Origin of the sequence: Hymenobacter lucidus, from assembly GCF_020447265.1 — a bacterium.
Classification (GTDB): domain Bacteria; phylum Bacteroidota; class Bacteroidia; order Cytophagales; family Hymenobacteraceae; genus Hymenobacter; species Hymenobacter lucidus.
Genome location: NZ_JAJADR010000003.1, coordinates 208,594 through 227,897 on the forward strand (window position 1 = coordinate 208,594; position 19,304 = coordinate 227,897).

Genomic DNA, 19,304 nt, shown 5'->3' on the forward strand with positions numbered 1-19,304 from the left:
AAATGGATGATATGGCGCGAAGATACTGAGCTGTGGCGCACAAATCATAGCCCCAGGCTTAGCCCGAATATAGCGCCAGCTCGGCCGCCGCGCTGCTTTACTCGCCGGCTACGGCCTGCAGGCGGGCCAGCGGAGCACCCAGCGTATCGGCGGCATACAAACTCAGCGTGGTGCCGCTAATGCGGTAGCGCTGGGCTTGGTTGAGGGCCTGCAGAAAGGCTCCTTCGGCGGCCAGATCGGGGCAGGCGCTACGGGTGGTTACCAGCGGCCCCAGCCGCAGCCTACCCATGGCCGTGAGGGTATACGGGCCGCTAAATCGGTTGCAGCCGGCCCGTCCCTCGGCCCGGGCCCGGCCGTCGCGCAGCACCAGAAAGGGCCGCTGTTCGGTAGCGGGGGCCGGCTGCCCAGCCAGCTCACGCAGCTCCCAGCGCACGTTGCGCAGCGGGGCCACCGTGGGCGTGGTGGTGGCGGTAGCAGTTTCGGCGTTGGCCCGTTCGTTCAGGTCGTTGCTGCAGGCCCCGGTGGCGAGCAGCACCAGCGCGGCGGCCGGGCGGAAGTAGGCAGATAGCAGCATGGCGGCAAAGGCAAAGTAGAACTCTCCCGGTATGTACGGTAGCTAGCCGATTTGGTGGGTGGGGCACAGCCTTTCGCAGAGCCGGAATGCTCCACCGAAGTCCTGAGCAGGCACAACCAGGTCCGCGGCGCGTATTCGGGTCAGGCTCAGCTATTTTTAATCTTACTTTAATCCTTTTTTTCAATCCAAAAGCGGCGGTACCTGCGTAGCTTTCACCGCCCCTGGCCGGGCAACGGGTTCCGTTGTTTCGCGGCCGGCGGCGGATAGTCTTATTTCTTCTCACCTCACTCTATTCGCTGATGCCAATACCCTTACTCCTGCCCGCGGCGCCGGCCGCCGACCCTACCTGCTGGCTGCGTCGCACTACCCTGGCGGCGGCCCTGCTGCTGGCCGGGGCACCGGCCGCCACCGCCCAAACCGTGTTTGGCCTTTCGGGTACTGATCTGACCTCGATTGAGCTGACCAGCCCCACTACCCGCACCCGGAAGACCATTACCGGACTCACCCCCGGCATGGTGCTGGTGGGCATCGACTTCCGGCCCGCTACCGGGCAGCTCTACGCCCTGGGCTACAACGGCGCGGGCCTGGCCCAGCTCTACACTATCAACTACAATAGTCCGCTGGCCGTGAACCAGGCACCGGCTACGGCCATCGGGAGTACGCAGCCGCTGGCCCTGGGCACGGCCACCGACCGGATCGGCTTTGACTTCAACCCCACCGTGGACCGCATCCGGGTGGTGAGCACCAACGACGCCAACTACCGCCTCAACCCCAACGACGGTACTATTACCGCCAATGATGATGCGCTGGCCTATACCACCACGGCGGTGCCCGCCGACCCCAACGCCGGACAGAACCCGTACATCGGGGCGGCGGCCTATACCAACAGCTTTATCGGCGCCACGGCCACTACGCTGTATACCGTCGATGAGCAACGCTCGGTACTGACCATCCAGGCCCCGCCCAACGACGGCACCCTCAATACGGTGACGACCATCAGCGTGCCCGTGCCGCTGAACACGCCCGGCGTCAGCGCCGATTTGGACATTTATACTAACCCCACTACCCGCGCCCAGAAGGCATATCTGAGCATTAACGCGCCTGACCCCGACCCGGCGCGCACGGGCCAGTTCATCACAGCCCTCTACGCCCTGAACCTGACCAACGGCACGCTGACGCTGGAAGGCGGCATCGGGGGCGGCAGCCCATTTGACCCACCGACGAATGCCAACCCCTTCCCCGGCATCACCGACATTGCCATCGGCATCAACCGGACCGCGCCCACGCCCAGCGGGCAGCTGCTGTACGCCGTGACGACCACCGGCAACCTGATTTCCTTTAACTCCGGTCAGCCCGGCTTCCTGCTGTCCTCGACGGCCATTACGGGCCTTACGGCCGGCCAGACGCTGGTCGGCACCGATTTCCGGCCCAATACCGGCCAGCTCTTTGGCCTGGGCTACGACCCGGCCAGCCGCACGGGGCGCCTCTACATCATCGACCGGAGCACAGCCGTAGCCACGCCCGTGGGAGCAGCGGCCGTACCGCTCGACCTGGGCACGACTCCAGCCGCACTCAACGGTATCGGCTTCGACTTTAACCCCACCGTGGACCGCATCAGGGTGACGGGCCTGACCACGCGCAATTACCGCCTCAACCCCAACAACGGCGTGGTTACCACCGACGGCGACCTGAACTTCGTGAGCGGGGCCACCGGCACACCGACCATTGGGGCCGTGGCCTACACCAACTCCTACGTTGGCAGCACCAGCACGACGCTGTATGATATCGACGACGTACGCAACCAGCTCTTCATTCAGAGCAACCCCAACCTGGGCCAGCTGACAGCGGCCGGGGCCACGGGCCTGCTACCCAGCAGCGGCGCGGTAAATGACCTGGACTTCTACTTCGACGCGGCCACGCAGGCTAACCGGGGCTTTCTGGTGTCGAATGCCGATGCCGCTACCACTACGACTACCTTCAGCACGCTCTACAGCCTCGACCCCAGCACCGGCGCTTCGCCGCTCGGCGTTATCGGCTTGGGCATTCCGGTGCGCGACGTGACGGCCTTTCTTGCCCCGCTCACCCAGCCCAACCTCATTGGCCGCCTCATCTACGGCGTGGCCGGCGGCAACCTGGTTTCCTTCGACTCGGGTGCGCCCAATAACATCCGCACGGCTGTCAACATCACCGGCCTGCCGGCCGACGGCTCGCAGGTGCTGGCCGGCATTGACTTTCGCCCGCTCGACGGGCAGCTCTTTGCTCTGGGCTACAACGCCACGGCCCAGACCGGCCAGCTCTATACCCTGGACCTGAGCACCGGCGCGCTGACGCCTGTGGGAGGCCTCAATACGTACAGTCTGGGGGCTGCCTCGGGGGTCGGCTTCGACTTCAACCCCGTCGCTGACCGAATTCGCATTGTGGGCAGCAATGGCAACAACTACCGCCTGAACCCAGCCGACGGCATACTGGCTACCGCCAGTGATGGCCCCACGGGCCGGGCGTTGTCGGGTGCGGCCTACACCAACAACGACAACAACGCGGCTACCGGCACGGCACTCTACGCCTACGACCAGAGCACCAACCAAGTAGTGCTCATCAACGACCCCAACACGGCCCTGAGCATTACTAACATAGGCAGTTCTAACACGGCGGTAAACACCGCTACCGGCGTCGAATTCGACATTTATTCGGACCTGGCCAACCCGGCCCTGCCCAACAACTCGGCCTTCGCGGCGGCAGCTCCCAACGGCGTTACCAGTGAGTCGCTATGGGAAGTGAGCCTGACCACCGGCGCGTTCAACCAGTTGGGGCGCATCGGCAGCGGCTCGAACTTGAGTGGTATGGCCGCCTTCCTCACCCCGGCCTTTTCGGGCCTGACGTGGACCGGCGCTATCGATACCGACTGGGGCAAAGCCGGCAACTGGAGTCCCGCGCAGGTACCGCAGGCCGCCGACAACGTAACCATTCCCAACACGACCAATGACCCGGTAGTAAGCAGCGCCTTCGTAGTCAACAGCGTAACGCTGGGCAGCGGCGCCACGCTCACCTCGGCCGATGGCAGCCTGCTGACGATAAACGGCAACTTCACCAACAACGGCGGAACCACGCTGGGCAGCCTTACCGGCCGGGTTTCCTTCGGCGGGCCCTCCGGTCAGGTTATCAGTGGTACTACTACTTTCTTCACCAACCTCTCCGTGGGCACGCCCCTGCTGACGGCCACGGGGCCGGTACAGGTGCAGCGCGTGTTGCAGGTGTTCGGCAACTTTGTTGCCGGCAACAACCTGACGCTGCTTTCCAACGCCAGCGGCACGGCTACGGTCGTAAACCAGGGCTCGGGCGTTGTCACCGGTACCGTGGTTGTGCAGCGCTACATTGCGGGCAACAACGCGGGGCTCGGCTACCGCCACTACTCCTCCCCGATTCAGAATGCTACCGTTTCGGAGTTCATTACACCGGGCTATACGCCGGTGGTAAACCCGGATTATAACACGGTGGGCAACACCGTTACGCCTTTCCCAACGGTATTCGGTTACGACCAAGCCCGCGTGACGACCAGCGGCAACCCTGCCCCAGAAGACTTCGAGAAGGGTTTCTTCTCGCCGGCTTCTCTGGCCGATCCGCTAACGGCGGGCCGGGGCTACACGGTCAACATTCCCGGCACGGAAACGGTGGACTTCGCCGGTACGCTCAACAACGGTCCTATTGCCGTCGGTAGCCTGAGCCGGGGCACCCAAACCGAATCGGGCTGGCAGCTGCTGGGCAACCCCTATCCTTCGCCCATCGACTGGGACCTGGTGGGCCGCACCAACGTGGACGGCGCGGTGTACGTGTACCGCTCCAGCGGGCCGTATGAGGGCACCTATTCGAGCTACGTGGCCGGTAGCGGCGGCGTAGGCATCAACGGCGGCACCGACCAGATTGCGCTGGGCCAGGGCTTCTTTGTACGCGTGAGCACCCCAAACACGACCAACGGCCAAGTAAGCTTTGCCAACGTGGTGCGTGTGACGGATGGTAGCAGCCCGGTGTTCCAGCGTGGCACGGCCGCCACCGACGCCTCGGTACGCCTGGAGCTGCGCGGCAGCACCGGCCCGGCCGATGAGGCGCTGGTGTACTTCAACACAGGCGCTACCGCCGCCTTCGACCCTGCCTTCGATGCCTACAAGCTCACGGCCAGCGGGGCCCCGATGCTGGCCACAGCAACGAGCAACGACGTGCGCCTGTCCATCAACGCCCTGCCCGCTTTGACCTCGGCCGACGTGACCATTCCGCTGCGACTGGAAGTAGCCCAGGCCGGCACCTACTCGCTGCGCGCCTCGGCCCTGCTGAACCTGCCGACCGGCACTTACGCCTACCTGCGCGACGCCCAGACCGGCGCGGTAGTTGACCTGGCCCAGCAGGCCAGCTATTCGTTTACGACCAGCGCCGGCACGCAGGCCCCGCGCTTCACGCTGCTACTCACGCAGGCCAAAGTGCTGGCTTCGGCCTCGGCCACGCTGGCCCAGCAGGTGAGCATTTACCCCAACCCAGCCCAGCAAACGGTGTTTATCAGCCTGCCCACCGCCCTGCGCCAGCAGGCCGTGGCCGCCACGCTGGTGAATAGCCTGGGCCAGGTGGTACTGCGCCACACGCTGCCCGCCCGCGCCACCGACAACCAGGCCCTGCCGCTCAGCGGTGTAAGCAAGGGCGTGTATACGCTGCGGCTGCTGACGGCCGAGGGCGTGGTCAATAAGCGCCTCGTGGTTGAATAAACGGGGTTACATACGGCTCCCGGCCGGCGTGGTGCCGACTGGGAGCCGATGGCCCCTTTCCTTTCATCTTTTGCCTCTTTCTTATGAAGCATATAGTCACTGTATTGCGCTTGTCCGGCGCCGTTGTTTTCGTTAGCCTGCTCAGCAGCCTCGAGCAGCCAGCGTACGCCCAGGGCCCCGGCAACGGCGGCCCCCGCCCCGCCGACACCGTGCCCATCGATGGCGGCGTGTCGCTGCTGCTGGCCGCCGGAGCCGCCTACGGGCTGCGGCGACTGCGCCAGTCGAAATCCCGCTAAGCTCTGCCGGACGAATTGCTCCGGTCTGAATCGGGAGCGAAGTAAAACCAGCACGTCATGTCGACCATTCTGCGCATCAAGCAGAGAGGAGGCATGACGTTTTTTTTGATATGCTCATTCAGTAAGCACAGCCGCTCAGCCCAGCACTTCCTCTACACGCTGGCGAAACAGCCGGCCGATGGGCAGCTCTTGGGCGGCTACTTCGATGTGCCGGGCGCTGTAGGTACGCACCTTGTCGAGGGCTACGATAAAGGAGCGGTGAATGCGCAGAAAATTGCTTTCCGAGAGCTTTTCCTCCATGCCGTTGATGGTTTGCTTTACTACCAGCGGCGGCCCCTGCGCGGTGTGAATCTTGACGTAATCCTTGAGGCCCTCCACGTAGAGCACGTCGCGCAGCACTACTTTCACCATTTTCCGGTCGATGCGGAAATACAGGAAGGCGTCGGGGTTGGTGGGGCTGGCGGGGTGGGCAGCCTCAGCCGACTGGTCGGTTTTGCCGGCTTTGGCCACGGCCTTCAGAAACCGCTCCAGCGACACGGGCTTGAGCAGGTAGTCCACGGCGTTCAGCTCGAACCCCTCGTAGGCGTAGTCGCGGTAGGCGGTGGTGAAGATAACCTGGGGCGGGTGGCGCAGGCTGCGCAGAAAGTCGGTGCCGAGCATCTTGGGCATCTTGATGTCGAGAAACAGCAAATCCACGGGCTGCTGCTGCAGCACGTCGAAAGCCTGTAGGGCATTGCCGCAGGTGGCCACCAGCTCCAAGTGGCTTACTTCCTGAATGTAGGACTGGAGCACCTCCAGGGCCGGGGGCTCGTCGTCGACGAGTAAGCACCGCAGTTTCATGGGCTCGTTAGCTAAGCGTGGAAGAATATTGGGCGGCCTCGGGCCGCGCCGGCAAGACGGCGGCTCTAGCGGCCACAGCAGCCGGGCGCGGCGCCGGCGGGAGTTGCAGATGAAGCACGGCAAGGAAAGTATCGGGCTCGGTGAGCACCTTTAGCTCGTGGCGGCCGGGATACAGCAGGACCAGCCGCTGCCGGATGACCTGCAGCCCGTCGTCGGCAGGCACCTCACTGGCCCGGCTACTGATTACTTTCAGCACAATTCCGCTGGCTTTAGCTACCAGATCAATGCTGACCCAGGGGCATTCTACCGGCGCCTGCGTGCCTAGCCGGAAGGCATTTTCGAGGAAGGGCAGCAGTACGAGCGGGGCAATGCGGTGGGCCTCCAGCGGCCCGCTGCAGCTGAGCGACACCTCGACGCGGCCTCCGAGCCGCAGCTTTTCCAGGGCCACGTAGTGCCGCAGCATCTCCACCTCGTCGGCCAGCGGTACAGCCTCGCGCGGGCTTTCGTAGAGCATGTAGCGTAGCAGGCCGGCCAGCTCCAGTACCACCCCGGGCGCGGCGGCCGATTTGGCCCCGGTGAGCTGACGCAGCGCGTGCAGGGTATCGAAGAGAAAGGCCGGCTGAAGCTGGGCCTTGAGCAGCTCTAGCTCGGTGCATAGCTGCTGCTGCCTCAGCTGCGCCCCGAGTTGCCGCTGCTCGTACCAGCCATCGGCCACCTTGACTGCCACGGCTACGCCGGCCGTTACCAAGGTCATGAAAAAGGTGTAATTCAGGCCCCAGTAGCCGGCCGGGTGCGTAGGCGCCACAGGTTGGATGTCAAACAAACCGGGCTGCACAATTAAATCAAAAAACGCGCGCGTCGTGATGGTTACCAGCGCGCAGCCCATTAGCCAGCCAGCCAGCAGCAGAAAGAAAAGGCTGGTTTGCCGCTGCCGCAGCAGCCGGGGCAAGATCCAGTAGAGAAGCGAGTAGGTGGTCAGCAGCGAGGCGGGCAGCTGGTTGAAGAGCAGGCCCCACCCGTAGAGCTTGGTTCCCCGGAGCCAATAGGCGGGCAACTGAATCAGAAGGCTGATGGCTAGCACGCCCAGCCAGAACAACCCGTGCCGCACAACCCGGTGTTGGAGCCACGCTTTCATGAGCGGGGCAGGCTGGCGGCTTCTAAAACCAGGTGCGCCGGCTCAGGCCGCCGCACTTTCAGACGGTCAGGAATGGCTGTCGGCAAGCGCCCCGGCTCCGACGCAGTAGCCGCCGGTAGCGCAGGAAGCTCCAGCAGCAGCCCCACGGTAAACGTGTCGGGGTGAGCTTCGATGGTGAGCTGGTGGCGCTGCGGGTAAAGCAGTTGCAGACGCTGCCGCACGTTGCGCAGGCCGATGCCCGGGGAACCAGCCGCCGCATCCGCATTTTTGGTATTGGTAATAACACAGCTGAACCGGCTACCTTCCACGGCCAGCGCAATACGAATATGGGCTTGCCCCACCTGCTCGGCCGAGCCGTGCTTAAACGCATTTTCGACCAAGGGCAACAGCAAAAGCGGCGCTATCCGGCCCTGTGCCGGAATGTCCTCCGCCTCGAAGACCAGCGTGAGCCGGGCGCCGTAGCGCAGCTGCTGCAGGGCAATGTAGTTGCGGAGCAGCGCTACTTCGTCGGCCAGGGCCACCGAGGGGGCACTGCCTTGCTTGACCACGAAATCCAGCAGTCCGGTGAGGCGCTCCACCACCACCGGCGCCTGATCCGACTGCCGCAGGGTGAGGGCGTAGAGGTTGTTGAGCGTATTGAAGAGGAAATGCGGGTGAATCTGGGCTTTGAGCAGTTGCAGCTCGGCCTGGTAATTTTCCTGGCTTAGCACCACGTTGGCCAGCTCTTTTTGCCGCCACTGCCGGTACACGCGCAGGCAGGCCGCTACCCCGGCAATGAGCAGCGTAGGCATGTGGCTGCCGGTAGCCAGCACATTATGAAAATCCGGAAACGGCGACACAATGCCTGCGCGCAACGGCACGAGCACGAAAAACCGCAAGGCAAAGGTTAGCCCCAGCGCCAACCAAAACCACAGCGTAACCAACAGCAGGAAACGTCCCCGGCGCGGAGTGCTACCCCAGAGTAGGGGCAACACGCCATACAATAGCGCGTAGATGGCCGGCACCTGGGTGCCCACCACAATGAGCAGTGAGTCGCGCAGGGCCAGGCCCCAATCGGCAGTTTGGCGGCACACTACGATGAACAGCCACATCAGAAAAGCGGTGTTGGCCAGCCAGAACAGGCCGTGCCGCAGTAGCCAGTGCTCGTCGAGGGCCCGCACTAGGCGGGGCAAGCCTTTTTTCTCCGTCGTTGCCATACGTCTTCTTGCCGGTGGTCTACTTAAAGATACCGTTTCCGGCGCAGGTAATACTCTGCCAATCTGCTTTATAGACCAACGACTACGCGGCATCGACCAACGACCGATACGTCCGTTGGTCGATGCCGCCGCACCGTATTGCGGCCCGCCCGCGTCGCCGGGCGAATAGGCCGGCGGCGGGGTTTTGCGCGGGCCATCTTTGGCTATGTCAACGGCCCGCTGCCGGCCCGGTGGGCCGCTGCCAGCTACCGGTCAGTGTAGCAATGCATCACCTGTTCTTTCACCCTAAACCCAGTAAAGCCATGAAAACTTTCTTTCTCTTCCGCGCCCCGCTATTGCTGTTTTTCCTGTTGCTTTCCACGCTGGCCCAGGCCCAGACCACCGCCGCCCGGCTGCCCCAGGGCGGCTACTGGAACGTGGAAACCAACTTGGCCACCCGCGACTACACCATCATCCGCTTCTATAACAACCAGGACCAGCTCATTTACGAAGAAAAGCTACCCAACCTGTGCCTCGATTTGAGCCGGGGCACCAGCCTGTGCCGCCGCACCATCGGGCAGCTCAACGGGGCTCTGCAACAGGTGCTGCACGACCCAGCCACCGCCAGCCAGACTACCACACTGCTGGCAGGACAGCTTGGCCAGAACCGCCGGGTGCAGCGCGTGTATGCCGTGCGTTGAGTGGAGCCACCAGATCCTATTAATCAGATAGCTAGGCCAGTCCAAACCAGCTGTAGCAGGAAGCGGGCCGCCGGAGTTGAGCACCACCACTTAACTACAGCTGCCCACCTGCGTATGCAGGAGCTTCCACTCAGCCCCAACCCGATGACGACCAAAACCCTGCAGGCTATTGCCGAGAAGATGAAGCAGCTCGACATTGCCATGCTCACCACCGAAACCAGCCGCGGGCAGTTCAGCAGCCGGCCCATGAGCAACAACGGCGACGTGGCCTACGACGGCAACTCCTACTTCTTCACCTACGACGGCTCCCGCACGGTGCACGATATCGAGCAGAACCCGCACGTGGGCCTCACGTTCTCCGGCCCCAAACGGCTCTACATTGCCATTACCGGCCGGGCCACGCTTATTCGCCACAAGCCTACGCTGCAGAAACACTGGGTGCCCGATGTGGAGCGGTGGTTCAAGGAAGGCATCGACACGCCTGGCATCGTGCTCATTCGGGTGGAGGCTACCCGCATCAAGTACTGGCAGGACGAGGACGAAGGCGAGCTGCACCTGCCTGGCTAGGCCGGCCGCTTAGCTGTTATTGAAGCTTAATCCAGGGCCTGATTCAGGAAATGAACCAGCGGCTGCAGCGCGCCGAAACCTGCCACGATCTGCTGGCTTATTTCGGGGCGCAGCAGGCTTTCATCGGGCAACGGGTGCGAGGCGGTGAAGCTTTTGAGCTTGAGGTAGCTCAGGGCCGGGTTGGCCGCGTCGTAGCCTTTGGGTGGGCGCTGCAGGCTGTGCTCCCGGCTCAGGCCGGGGAAATGCTGCCGGAAATCGGGGGTAGTGAGCAGCGCTTCAAAGGCGGGCAGGTTGTAGTCAATTTCCTGGCGCAGGGTGGCCAGGGTTTTGGCCTCGGGCATATACAAGCCCCCGGCCACAAACGAGCCGCCCGGCTCCAGATTCAGGTAGTAGCCGGCCGAGGCTGCGGCTTTGCCACCCGCATTGAACCAGGCCCCGAAGTTGTGCTTGTAGGGTGCTTTGTTGGCTGAAAAGCGGATGTCGCGGTTGAGGCGAAACACGCACTTCTTCGGCTGTAGTTGCGAGTCGGCAATGGCCGGGTCGGCGGCTTCCAGCTGACTCAGCACCTGGGTTACCAGCGCCAGAAAGTCGGCTTTGGCCGCCTCGTAGGCGGGGCGGTTGGCATCCAGCCAGGCTTTGTTGTTGTTGGCCCGAAGGTCGGTCAGGAAAGTAAGCGTAGCGGGGTGCAGCATGGTGGTGACGGATGAAATAGGCGGCTCAGTGACGCGCTCCGGCCCACGAAAGCCCGGCCGGGTGGCCAATATGGGGAATAACCGGGAATCAGCCGGCTATTCCTCCTACTGAGCCTGGCCATTACTCCCCGCCCCCTTTGCCGCCTTTGCCGCCGGCATCCATGCGCACTATTTTGGGCGTAAACGAGCCGAGCACGTCCACCAGGTCGCGCTGGTGGGCCATTACCTGGTGAATATCCTTGTAGGCCATCGGGGCTTCGTCGAGGCCGCCGCCCATAAGCTCAATGCCGTGGTCTTTCAGCTCGCGGCGCACGTCGCCTTCCTTTAGTGTTTTCATGGCCGCACTGCGCGACATACGCCGCCCCGCCCCGTGCGAGGCCGATTGCAGCGAGTCCCGCTCGCCCCGGCCCCGCACGATGAAGCCGGGGGCCGTCATGGAGCCGGGAATGACGCCCAGCACGCCCTTGCCGGCCGGCGTGGCGCCTTTACGGTGCACAATGGCCTCGCGGCCGTCGGCCAGCGTTTCGCGCCAGGCAAAGTTGTGGTGGTTTTCTACTTTGGCCATGGCCCGCTCGCCCAAGGCTTTGCTGATGCGGCGGTGAATCTGGTCGTGGCAGGCCGAGGCGTAGTCGCCAGCCAGGTTCATGGCGGCCCAGTATTCCTGCCCGGCCTGCGAGTCGAGGGAAAGCCAGGCCAGGTGGCGCGCTTCGGGCGGCAGCGGGCAGGCCTGCATGGCCAGCTTGGTGTAGTGCTGGGCCACGGCCGCGCCCAGCCCCCGGGAGCCGCTGTGGCTGAGCAGCCCCAGGTACTTGCCCGGCGGCACGTCCAGCTCATTGTCCGGGTCGGTGATGTCGACCACCCCGAATTCCACGAAGTGGTTGCCCGAGCCCGAGGTGCCAATCTGGTCGATGGCCGTTTGGCGCTTGCCCTTCAGCACCCCGATTTCCCGAAACTCGGGCCGCTCGAAAATGGCGTCGTCCATCTTCTTATCGAAGCCCGACTTATTGCCGAAGCGGGTGTTTTCCAGAATAATCTTGCGCAGCTCCTTGGCCCGCTGGTAGAGCTCGTGCTCGGGCAGCGGAAACACCGACAGAGCCATGCGGCAGCCAATATCCATGCCCACGCCGTAGGGAATGACGGCATTATCGACGGCCAGCACCCCGCCGATGGGCAGGCCGTAGCCCTGGTGGGCATCGGGCATCAGCGCCCCGTCGATGGTGACGGGCAGCTGCATGGCGGTGTCCATCTGCTTACGGGCCCCATCCTCGATAAACTCCTCGCCGTAGCGCCGGTAATCCTTGATTTCGGGGTTCAGACCCACGCTTTTGCTGGGCTGGGGCACCAGCTCCTGGGCTACTTCGCGCCAGGTTTCGTCGCGCACATATTTGTATGGATCAGCTTTTATCTGCTGCAGCAACGCCAGGGCGCTGCCTTTATCGAGCTTTTTGAACTGCCGGTCGGCCAGCACGTCCAGAGCACGGCCAATAGCGGGCCCTTCGGGGAAACCAATCTTGCGCAGGTCGTTGCCGCGCACTGTTTGCTTAGACATAGTTCGGAACGTTGGGTGGTTCCGAGTGTAGCGCGAAGCAGGGCTTTGGGGTTACGGACGAGGTGGTGAAGTGGTGAAGTGGTAAGTTGACATTCATGTGTCCTTGCGAGCAACGCGAAGCAATCCGTCCTCTGAAATGTACCGAGAGTCCTGAAGTGAAAAGCCCTTTACTCCGGCGGGAATAAAGGGCTTTCTGGGTAAAGGACGTGACTACCTGCGCAGAGGACGGATTGCCACGGCTGCGCCTCGCAAGGACAGACGAGCATTAGCACATCAGCACATTTCTCACATTCTCCACATTAAAAACACATTGCCTTACTGCTGCTTGCCGCACTCGGCGCAGAAGCGCTGGTCGGGCTTCATACTAGCGCCGCAGTCGGAGCAGAATTTCTCCTTGGCCTGGGCCGCTACGTTGGGCGTGCCGCACTCAGGGCAGAACTTCTTGTTGGCGTCGAGGGTGGTCTGGCAGTTTTTGCACTGCACGATTCCGCCCCGGTTGATGAAGTCGAGGCTTTTGGTGTAGTCCTGCTCGCGGGTTTTGGTATAAATCTGCTCTTTGGCGGCCTGGGCCTGCTGGGAGGCCAGCTCCTCGTGCTCGTCGGGGGCACAGTCTTCGCAGAGGCCGGCCTTGCCATTCCAGCACACATCGGGGCACACCCAGTGGCCGCAGCGGGTGCATTGCTTGAAAAATTTCTTGCCTTCGAGCACGGCGCTTTTCAGAGCCTCGTCGTGGGCGGGGCCACCCACGGCGCGCTGCATCTGGTAGGCCGCGTTGCCGGCGTCGTGAAACATGCCGCCAAACAGGCTGCCGGCCGCGTTGAGCAGGCTGGTAGCCATGCCCATCTTGTTGATTTCAAACCGCGACATATGGCCGTTGTGGCATTTGTCGCAGTAAAACTTAAACTGGAAGCCTTTGTCGGTGGACAGGTCGTCGTGGTTGGCGACAAACTGAATCAGGTTGCTCATAGCGGTGTAGGAAGGATGATGTGGCTGCGAAAGCAAAGATAAACTTGCGCCAATATAGCAGTATCACATGGGTATGTGAGGTTACCGTCTTTCCCGGTAATCGGGAATTTGCCCTTGGCCGCACCCGCAAGCCGGGCCGGTTGGCTTAGTCGTGCAGCCCTTTGCCCCGCAAAATGTGCGGCGTGTATTTTTCAACCCGGGCCGCCCGGGTTTTGGCCTGCTTGGGGGCCGAAAAATACAGCAGATAACCCCGCTGCCGACCGGGCGTGAGGGTGTGGAAAGCGGCTTTCAGGGCGGCGCTGTTATCCAGCGCCGCCTGCAGCTCGTCGGGCATGGTGAAGTCCGACGTTTGCTTTAAAGCGACTTTCAGGTCCGCTTTTTCTGCCGCAACAGCTTCCCGGATATACGCCTCCAGCACGGGTTGCAGCCGGACAATTTCCTGCGCATCGGTGAAGCGGATCTGGCGGGCGGCCTGCACGTTGGCGGTTTGCTGCACCAACAGGCTGTTTGGGTCGCTAAGCAGGGCTCCATTCACGAAATTGAGGGCACAGTATTCCTTAAAGGCGTGGATTAACAGCACGTTTTTCTCCTGCACGGTGTAGCAGGGTACGCCCCATTTTAGCTCTTCGGTGAGGCCGCAGCCGAGCACGAGGGCCCGCAATTCGTGCAGCGCAGGTTGCCATTTCCGGACGCTGCACGCGGGGGTGCTCACCAGCGCGCAACGCCCGCAGCCATCCGTGAAGTAAAAATCAACCGAGGGAGCCATTATCGTTATTAGTTAGCAGTCAGAACTCTTCTACTGGCCGGCCGGAAGTACCACGATACGACCGTCAGAGCCAGCAGCAGCAACGAGGGCGGCAATGCGCTAATGGGCTCCCGGGCGGCCAGGTGGGAAACAACGGCACCCGACATGGCGAAGAAAAAGCCCGCGTAAGCCCATTCTTTCAGTAGTGCCAACCGTGGCACGAGCAGGGCCACAACTCCTAGTATTTTCCAGACGCCCAAAATCACGGGGAAGTAGGGTGGATAGCCCAGATTGGCCATAAAATCCGCTTCGGCCTTGTTATTCATTACTTGCACTACGCCGGTGGATAGCATGCCCAGGGCCAGCCAAAGCGTAGAAGTCCAGTAAATGATGTTGTTTCTCCGGTTCATGGCGGGTTATTTTAGGTTACCCACGATTTCCTGCAGCCGGTTGTGGGCCATGTTGAGGCCCTGGGCAAAGGGCAGCCGCAGCTGCTGATTGCGCTGGGCCACCGACCGGTAGATGATGTGCATGCGCAGCTGGCTGCGGCCGTCGGGCAGGCTCTCGAATTCCAGGAACTCCAGCTGGGGGCCGAAGGGCGCATTTTCCATTTCGAAGGTGCGGGTAATCATCTGGTTGGGAATGAACTCGTGGATGACGCCGCCGGCCCGAAACACCACGTTGCCCTGCGCATCGGTGGTTTCGAACTGCCAGCTGCCGTGCTTTCGGTTGTCGAGCTTCAGCACGTTGGTGCCCATCCACTGCGCAATGATTTCGGGGTCGGTGTAGGCCGTGAACAACAACGGCCGCGGCAGGTCAAACAAGCGGGTGATGACCAGGTCCTGCCGGCCATCCTCGGCGCTGATGTTGGTTTTTCGCTCCATTGTTAGTCGGTGGATTTGGCTTGGCGGGCTTGCAGAATGCTTTCCAGCTTGTTAAACCGGTCGTCCCACATCTGGCGGAAGGGCTCGATAAAGTCGGCTATTTCCTTCATGCGGGCCGGGTTGAGGTGGTAGTAGATTTCCCGGCCGCTCTGCTGCTGCTTCAGCAGCTCGCACTCAGTCAGGATCTGCAGGTGCTTCGATACGGTGGGCCGGGCCGTGTCGAAGCTGGCGGCAATGGCCCCGGCCGTCATAGCCTGGGCGGCCACGAGCAGCAGAATGGCCCGGCGGGTGGGGTCGGCAATGGCCTGGAAGGCGTCGCGGCGTAAGTTCATTGCGTAGCTATTTGACTACAAGTATACGCGTAGTCATTTAACTACGCAAGATGCGCCGGAATTATTTTTACCAGCTGCCCGATAAAGCCAAACAAGTATACAGTGGTCTGAAAATTGGCTGCCAGCGCTGCACATGGCCCCGGAATAGCGGCGTTTTTAGGCTGAACATGCGGCTAAGGCTTCAAACCGCCGCGGCTAAGCCTTAGAGCATCGCGCCGGCGGCTTGAAGTACTGCGTCATAGCCTTAATTCAGGAGTACCCGCCTTGGCTTTTGAGCAAAAAAGAGGCCCCGACTAGGGCCTCTTCTCAAGCAAACGACTCAGGCAAACGACGAGCTTACGCACCGTCCATGCGCACGATTTTGGGCGTGAACGAGCCGAGCACGTCTACCAACTCCTGCTGGCTTTGCATCACGGCGTGGATGTCCTTGTAAGCCATCGGCGCTTCATCGACGCCCCCACCCTGCAGGGCCACGTCGTGGTCTTTCAGGTACTGGCGCACCTGGGCTTCGCTCAGCTCCTGCTTGGCCCGGCTGCGCGACATGAGCCGGCCGGCTCCGTGCGCGGCCGAGCCCAGCGACGCGGCCACACCCCGGCCCCGCACGATAAAGCCGGGGGCCGTCATGGAGCCGGGAATGATGCCCAGCACGCCCTGGCCGGCCGGCGTAGCGCCCTTGCGGTGCACGATTACCTCGCGGCCGTCCTGCAGCTGCTCTTTCCAGGCGAAGTTGTGGTGGTTTTCCACTTTGGCCAGGGGCCGCTCGCCCAGGGCTTTGGCCAGCCGCTGGTGAATGTGGTGGTGGCAGGCCGAGGCGTAGTCACCGGCCAGCGTCATGGCGGCCCAGTATTCCTGGCCCAGCTCCCCATCGAGGCTTAGCCAGGCTAAGTGCTTGGCCTCGTTGGGGAGCTGGCAGTTTTCCATAGCCAGCTTGGTGTAGTGGTTAGCCACCGAAGCGCCCAGGCCGCGCGAGCCGGAGTGCGACAATAAGCCCACGTACTGGCCCACGGCCAGGCCCATCTCGTTGGTCGGGTCAGTAATTTCTACGATGCCGAATTCCACGAAGTGGTTGCCGGAGCCGGAGGTGCCGATTTGGGCGGCGGCCGTTGCCTGCTTGTTGCGCAGAAACGGCAAGTCGCGGAACTCGTCGCGCTCCAGCACCTCGTGGCCCATTTTCCGGCCCCGGTCGAAACCGGTGCGGTTGCCGAAGCGGGTGTTGTCGAGCAGCAGCTTCTGCAATTCCTGCACCCGCTGCCCGATGAATTTGGGCGGCAGCGCAAACACCGACAGCGCCATGCGGCAGCCGATATCCACGCCCACGGCGTAGGGAATCACGGCATTGTCGGTGGCCAGCACGCCCCCGATGGGCAGGCCGTAGCCGTGGTGGGCGTCGGGCATGAGGGCTCCGGCCACCGTTACGGGCAGTTTCATGGCCGTATCCATCTGGTGCAGGGCGCCTGGCTCGATATGCTCGGCCCCGTAGAGGGCGTAGGGCTTGCGGGCCACCAACTCGATGTGACGCGACGGAGGCGGCAGCAGCGCGGCGGCTACGTGGCTCCAGTCGAGGTGGGTGGCGAAATCGTGGGGAGTGGCCAGAATGTGCTGGAGCAGGGCCAGCTGGTCGGTCAGGGAAATTTTCTTGAGGTGCTTGCGCTGCAATTGAGCCAGCGCCAGCCCGATGGCGCGGCCTTCGGGGAAGCCAAGCTGCCGAAGGTCGTTGCCGCGTAGTTGTTGAGCCATACAAAGGGAGTCCGAAGACGTGAAGTTGAAGAGAGAGAGAGAAACGGCCGTTCAGGAGGCAGCGACACCCACATTTCGGTGCCGCTGCCGGCCGCAGTTGTTGACGAAAAAAACCTATCCAAGCCGGAGCAATAAGCCGGGCGCGTCTGGGGTACTCGCGTAACACCCAAAGGATTGGTCGAAGGAACGCGCCCGTACGGCATCCGGCCGGATAATCGGGTACCAAACGCGAGCAAGGGAACAAGCCGGGCAGTCTGCTATTGATGCGTGGGTATTTCACCCAGCGCACCCCGAAGTATGACTTCCCTACGCCACTTTCCCGGTTTGGCTCCTGTAGTGGGCAACGAGGCGGGCAGCCTCTGAAACTGTGCTCTAACCAAACTGAGCTACTGCCTTGCGGCAGGAAGGATTCGAACCTCCGACCCCAGCGCCCCTAGCGAAGTAAGGCTGCTCTACGGCACCACTACAGGAAAAACTGGCTGCTTACCCGGGCAATAAGCGGAAGGCGCCAAAAAAGTGTTGCGCGCTTTGAGCCACTCAGCCACCTGACCCAAGGCCAGGGCGGGATTCGAACCCGCGGTATCCCGGGCAACCGGGACACGAACTACGAAGGACCGCCTGCCGACGGCACCGGGTAAGCAGTAAAAACAAAACTCGTTGGAGCAACTGGGCGCCCAGCCCATTATCCTGCTCTACCAGACTGAGCTACCGCCAATCCGGGGACTGGCGAGAGGGATTCGAACCCCCGACCCGGGCATTAAAAGTGCGAAGTAAGGCTAAGCTACGGCACCCAACGAGGTACTCTTCCGGACATTGCGGGGCAACAGGCGAAGCGCCCAAACAACTGATGCGTCTACATTTCGCCACTCACTACCGGGCGGCAGTGAGGCGGGAGTTGCACCCGCACGCCTTGCGGCAGCAGTTCTGAACGAAGGATTACGCTCCTACGGCACCCGAAAAAACCGGTATTTCAACACCCACCGGGGTAAACAATGGAAAGCGCGTGCTCTACCAATTGAGCTGCCTGCGCCGCCCGCAGCGGTTGGCGCAGGCCAGGATTCGAACCCGTGACCCGATGGAACGCTTCCCGACGACACCCGGCGGGATATGTAGGCAATGAACCAACCCAAAAACCGGGGCAAATGGCGCCAGGCGAGTGTTTTCCTGTTGCCACGAAGGCAACGCGGGATTCGAACCCGTAACCGCCCGTGGGGCAGCCTGAAAACTAGCCCGAAGTAACGCCCGGCTACGGCACCCGGTCAGGAGGATTGGCCAATGCAGCAGGAAAGGGCAACAAGCCAGCAGGTCCACCGGAAGCCGCGTTAGTAGCGCGGCGAGGAAGTGACTCCTCTATCGTTTGGAGACGAAGTAAGACCCGCTTACGGCACCTTTCCTTTGTTTTTCACCAGGTAGCCGGAGGCAGGCGCGGCCCGTCTGGCCCTGCATTTAGGCCCCCGACTATTGGTAACGTGTCTTTATTTATGGTCAGTCATGATGATTATGATGAGAGAGTGAGCGGTTGTAGCTCCGCTGTAAAGGCCCGCAGCACCGCCTGGGGCGGCTTGGGGTCGAAGATGGCGAAGTCGATGCGTCTGAATTGGTTGCGCCATTCGGGTTCCAGCAAGGCTTCGGCAAACAGCCGGGCAATCTGGGCCGGGTCGTTGCCGAACACGCCGCAGCCCCAGGCCCCCAGCACCAGCGCCTCGCAGCCGTGGCGGGCCGCCAGGCCCAGCACCAACCGGATGCGCCGCCTCATGGTGGGTTCCAGTTCGGGTAGCAGCTCGGGCGAGTTGCGCCGGAGTGCCCCGGCATTCACGGCCGGGGCCGTGATGACGTCGATGCGGAACGGCTCGGGGAGCCAATGGCCGGTATCGTCGCGCAACACTGGCACGCCGGGCGAATAGAGGCAGTAGTCGCTGTAGAGGCCGTTGAGGTGGGCATTGTGGCCGTACATTTCCGTGAATTGGGCAATGCACGGATACAGCCCCGAGGAGCGGGCCAGGCTTTCTTCCTGGGCCTGACTACCGCCCAGAAACCCGCCGCCGGGGTTGCGGGCCGAGGCGAAGTTGAGCACCCCGACGCGGGCGAATTCCCGGCTCAGCGTGGCCGCGGCTTCCAGGGTAGTAGCGTGGTACACGCGCACTGCGGCCGGAATTGCGGCGCTGGTTCCGAGTTCCTGCCCCACCGCTACGGCGTCCGCCGGCCGGTAGAGCAGGCTGCCTTGCTCGGCAGCGTGTTGCCAGGCCCCGATGTGTACTACTTGGCCGCTAGCGGTTTGGTAGTGCCCGGTTTCCAGGGCGTCGAGGGTGAGGCGGGCCAGTTGTTGACGATGTTCGCGGTTCATAAACGGGGCAGGATATGTC

The 19,304-nt window shown here is 62.5% G+C and carries 17 protein-coding genes; 4 read left to right on the plus strand and 13 right to left on the minus strand.

The features are described 5' to 3' along the window. Positions 1–97: 97 nt before the first annotated feature. On the minus strand, positions 98–574 hold the full coding sequence (locus tag LGH74_RS12445; protein WP_226176168.1) for an META domain-containing protein: 477 nt from the start codon (positions 572–574) through the stop codon (positions 98–100). A gap of 299 nt (positions 575–873) precedes the next feature. On the opposite strand from LGH74_RS12445, the gene LGH74_RS12450 reads away from it, so the two are divergent. Both LGH74_RS12450 and LGH74_RS12455 read left to right on the plus strand, forming a co-directional pair. After that, positions 874–5,322: a DUF4394 domain-containing protein gene (locus LGH74_RS12450; RefSeq protein ID WP_226176170.1), complete on the plus strand. Its 4,449-nt coding sequence runs from the start codon at positions 874–876 to the stop codon at positions 5,320–5,322. Between the two features lie 83 nt (positions 5,323–5,405). Beyond that, positions 5,406–5,618, plus strand: coding sequence for a PID-CTERM protein-sorting domain-containing protein (locus tag LGH74_RS12455; RefSeq protein ID WP_226176173.1), 213 nt, complete (start codon positions 5,406–5,408; stop codon positions 5,616–5,618). Between the two features lie 135 nt (positions 5,619–5,753). Here LGH74_RS12455 and LGH74_RS12460 read toward each other — a convergent pair whose 3' ends face one another. From LGH74_RS12460 to LGH74_RS12470, 3 genes are read right to left on the minus strand one after another with little or no spacing between them, the layout of a single operon-like run. Continuing rightward, entirely contained in the window at positions 5,754–6,458 is a 705-nt protein-coding gene (locus tag LGH74_RS12460; RefSeq protein ID WP_226176176.1) for a LytR/AlgR family response regulator transcription factor, read from the minus strand. A gap of 7 nt (positions 6,459–6,465) precedes the next feature. Then, the gene (locus LGH74_RS12465; protein WP_226176179.1) at positions 6,466–7,593 is read right to left on the minus strand and encodes a sensor histidine kinase; all 1,128 of its coding nucleotides are present in this window, start codon (positions 7,591–7,593) and stop codon (positions 6,466–6,468) included. After that, positions 7,590–8,789, minus strand: a complete 1,200-nt coding sequence (locus tag LGH74_RS12470) for a sensor histidine kinase (RefSeq protein WP_226176181.1) — start codon at positions 8,787–8,789, stop codon at positions 7,590–7,592. Before LGH74_RS12470 ends, LGH74_RS12465 begins: the two co-directional genes overlap by 4 nt. A 302-nt stretch (positions 8,790–9,091) precedes the next feature. Between LGH74_RS12470 and LGH74_RS12475 the strand changes: the two genes are divergently transcribed. Together LGH74_RS12475 and LGH74_RS12480 are read left to right on the plus strand one after the other, a co-directional pair. After that, the gene (locus tag LGH74_RS12475) at positions 9,092–9,469 is read left to right on the plus strand and encodes a hypothetical protein (protein WP_226176184.1); all 378 of its coding nucleotides are present in this window, start codon (positions 9,092–9,094) and stop codon (positions 9,467–9,469) included. Positions 9,470–9,583: 114 nt separating this feature from the next. Beyond that, complete coding sequence (locus tag LGH74_RS12480) at positions 9,584–10,036, plus strand: pyridoxamine 5'-phosphate oxidase family protein (RefSeq protein ID WP_226176185.1); 453 nt, start codon at positions 9,584–9,586, stop codon at positions 10,034–10,036. Positions 10,037–10,062: 26 nt separating this feature from the next. On the opposite strand, the gene LGH74_RS12485 is transcribed toward LGH74_RS12480, so the two are convergent. The 9 genes from LGH74_RS12485 to LGH74_RS12525 form a co-directional block, all read right to left on the minus strand. Beyond that, complete coding sequence (locus LGH74_RS12485) at positions 10,063–10,728, minus strand: DUF2461 domain-containing protein (protein ID WP_226176188.1); 666 nt, start codon at positions 10,726–10,728, stop codon at positions 10,063–10,065. Positions 10,729–10,849: 121 nt separating this feature from the next. After that, on the minus strand, positions 10,850–12,277 hold the full coding sequence (locus LGH74_RS12490; protein ID WP_284439291.1) for an RtcB family protein: 1,428 nt from the start codon (positions 12,275–12,277) through the stop codon (positions 10,850–10,852). Between the two features lie 315 nt (positions 12,278–12,592). After that, positions 12,593–13,243 (minus strand): zinc ribbon domain-containing protein, encoded by a 651-nt coding sequence (locus LGH74_RS12495; protein WP_226176191.1) that lies wholly within the window; start codon positions 13,241–13,243, stop codon positions 12,593–12,595. Between the two features lie 145 nt (positions 13,244–13,388). Continuing rightward, the gene (locus LGH74_RS12500; protein WP_226176194.1) at positions 13,389–14,009 is read right to left on the minus strand and encodes a YdeI/OmpD-associated family protein; all 621 of its coding nucleotides are present in this window, start codon (positions 14,007–14,009) and stop codon (positions 13,389–13,391) included. Positions 14,010–14,017: 8 nt separating this feature from the next. After that, entirely contained in the window at positions 14,018–14,398 is a 381-nt protein-coding gene (locus LGH74_RS12505) for a DoxX family protein (RefSeq protein WP_226176197.1), read from the minus strand. Positions 14,399–14,404: 6 nt separating this feature from the next. Then, positions 14,405–14,872: an SRPBCC family protein gene (locus tag LGH74_RS12510; RefSeq protein WP_226176198.1), complete on the minus strand. Its 468-nt coding sequence runs from the start codon at positions 14,870–14,872 to the stop codon at positions 14,405–14,407. Between the two features lie 2 nt (positions 14,873–14,874). Then, complete coding sequence (locus LGH74_RS12515) at positions 14,875–15,204, minus strand: ArsR/SmtB family transcription factor (RefSeq protein ID WP_226176202.1); 330 nt, start codon at positions 15,202–15,204, stop codon at positions 14,875–14,877. A gap of 336 nt (positions 15,205–15,540) precedes the next feature. Then, entirely contained in the window at positions 15,541–16,941 is a 1,401-nt protein-coding gene (locus tag LGH74_RS12520) for an RtcB family protein (RefSeq protein WP_226176204.1), read from the minus strand. 1,498 nt (positions 16,942–18,439) lie between these two features. Further along, positions 18,440–19,285 (minus strand): TIGR02452 family protein, encoded by an 846-nt coding sequence (locus LGH74_RS12525; protein WP_226176207.1) that lies wholly within the window; start codon positions 19,283–19,285, stop codon positions 18,440–18,442. Positions 19,286–19,304: the final 19 nt, after the last annotated feature.

Coding starts and splice junctions, on each gene's coding strand:
- LGH74_RS12485 (WP_226176188.1), bottom strand. CDS start 10,728: ATGCTGCACCCCGCTACGCTTACTTTCCTGACCGACCTTCGGGCCAAC.
- LGH74_RS12490 (WP_284439291.1), bottom strand. CDS start 12,277: ATGTCTAAGCAAACAGTGCGCGGCAACGACCTGCGCAAGATTGGTTTC.
- LGH74_RS12500 (WP_226176194.1), bottom strand. CDS start 14,009: ATGGCTCCCTCGGTTGATTTTTACTTCACGGATGGCTGCGGGCGTTGC.
- LGH74_RS12495 (WP_226176191.1), bottom strand. CDS start 13,243: ATGAGCAACCTGATTCAGTTTGTCGCCAACCACGACGACCTGTCCACC.
- LGH74_RS12525 (WP_226176207.1), bottom strand. CDS start 19,285: ATGAACCGCGAACATCGTCAACAACTGGCCCGCCTCACCCTCGACGCC.
- LGH74_RS12475 (WP_226176184.1), top strand. CDS start 9,092: ATGAAAACTTTCTTTCTCTTCCGCGCCCCGCTATTGCTGTTTTTCCTG.
- LGH74_RS12465 (WP_226176179.1), bottom strand. CDS start 7,593: ATGAAAGCGTGGCTCCAACACCGGGTTGTGCGGCACGGGTTGTTCTGG.
- LGH74_RS12505 (WP_226176197.1), bottom strand. CDS start 14,398: ATGAACCGGAGAAACAACATCATTTACTGGACTTCTACGCTTTGGCTG.
- LGH74_RS12480 (WP_226176185.1), top strand. CDS start 9,584: ATGCAGGAGCTTCCACTCAGCCCCAACCCGATGACGACCAAAACCCTG.
- LGH74_RS12470 (WP_226176181.1), bottom strand. CDS start 8,789: ATGGCAACGACGGAGAAAAAAGGCTTGCCCCGCCTAGTGCGGGCCCTC.
- LGH74_RS12520 (WP_226176204.1), bottom strand. CDS start 16,941: ATGGCTCAACAACTACGCGGCAACGACCTTCGGCAGCTTGGCTTCCCC.
- LGH74_RS12460 (WP_226176176.1), bottom strand. CDS start 6,458: ATGAAACTGCGGTGCTTACTCGTCGACGACGAGCCCCCGGCCCTGGAG.
- LGH74_RS12450 (WP_226176170.1), top strand. CDS start 874: ATGCCAATACCCTTACTCCTGCCCGCGGCGCCGGCCGCCGACCCTACC.
- LGH74_RS12515 (WP_226176202.1), bottom strand. CDS start 15,204: ATGAACTTACGCCGCGACGCCTTCCAGGCCATTGCCGACCCCACCCGC.
- LGH74_RS12510 (WP_226176198.1), bottom strand. CDS start 14,872: ATGGAGCGAAAAACCAACATCAGCGCCGAGGATGGCCGGCAGGACCTG.
- LGH74_RS12445 (WP_226176168.1), bottom strand. CDS start 574: ATGCTGCTATCTGCCTACTTCCGCCCGGCCGCCGCGCTGGTGCTGCTC.
- LGH74_RS12455 (WP_226176173.1), top strand. CDS start 5,406: ATGAAGCATATAGTCACTGTATTGCGCTTGTCCGGCGCCGTTGTTTTC.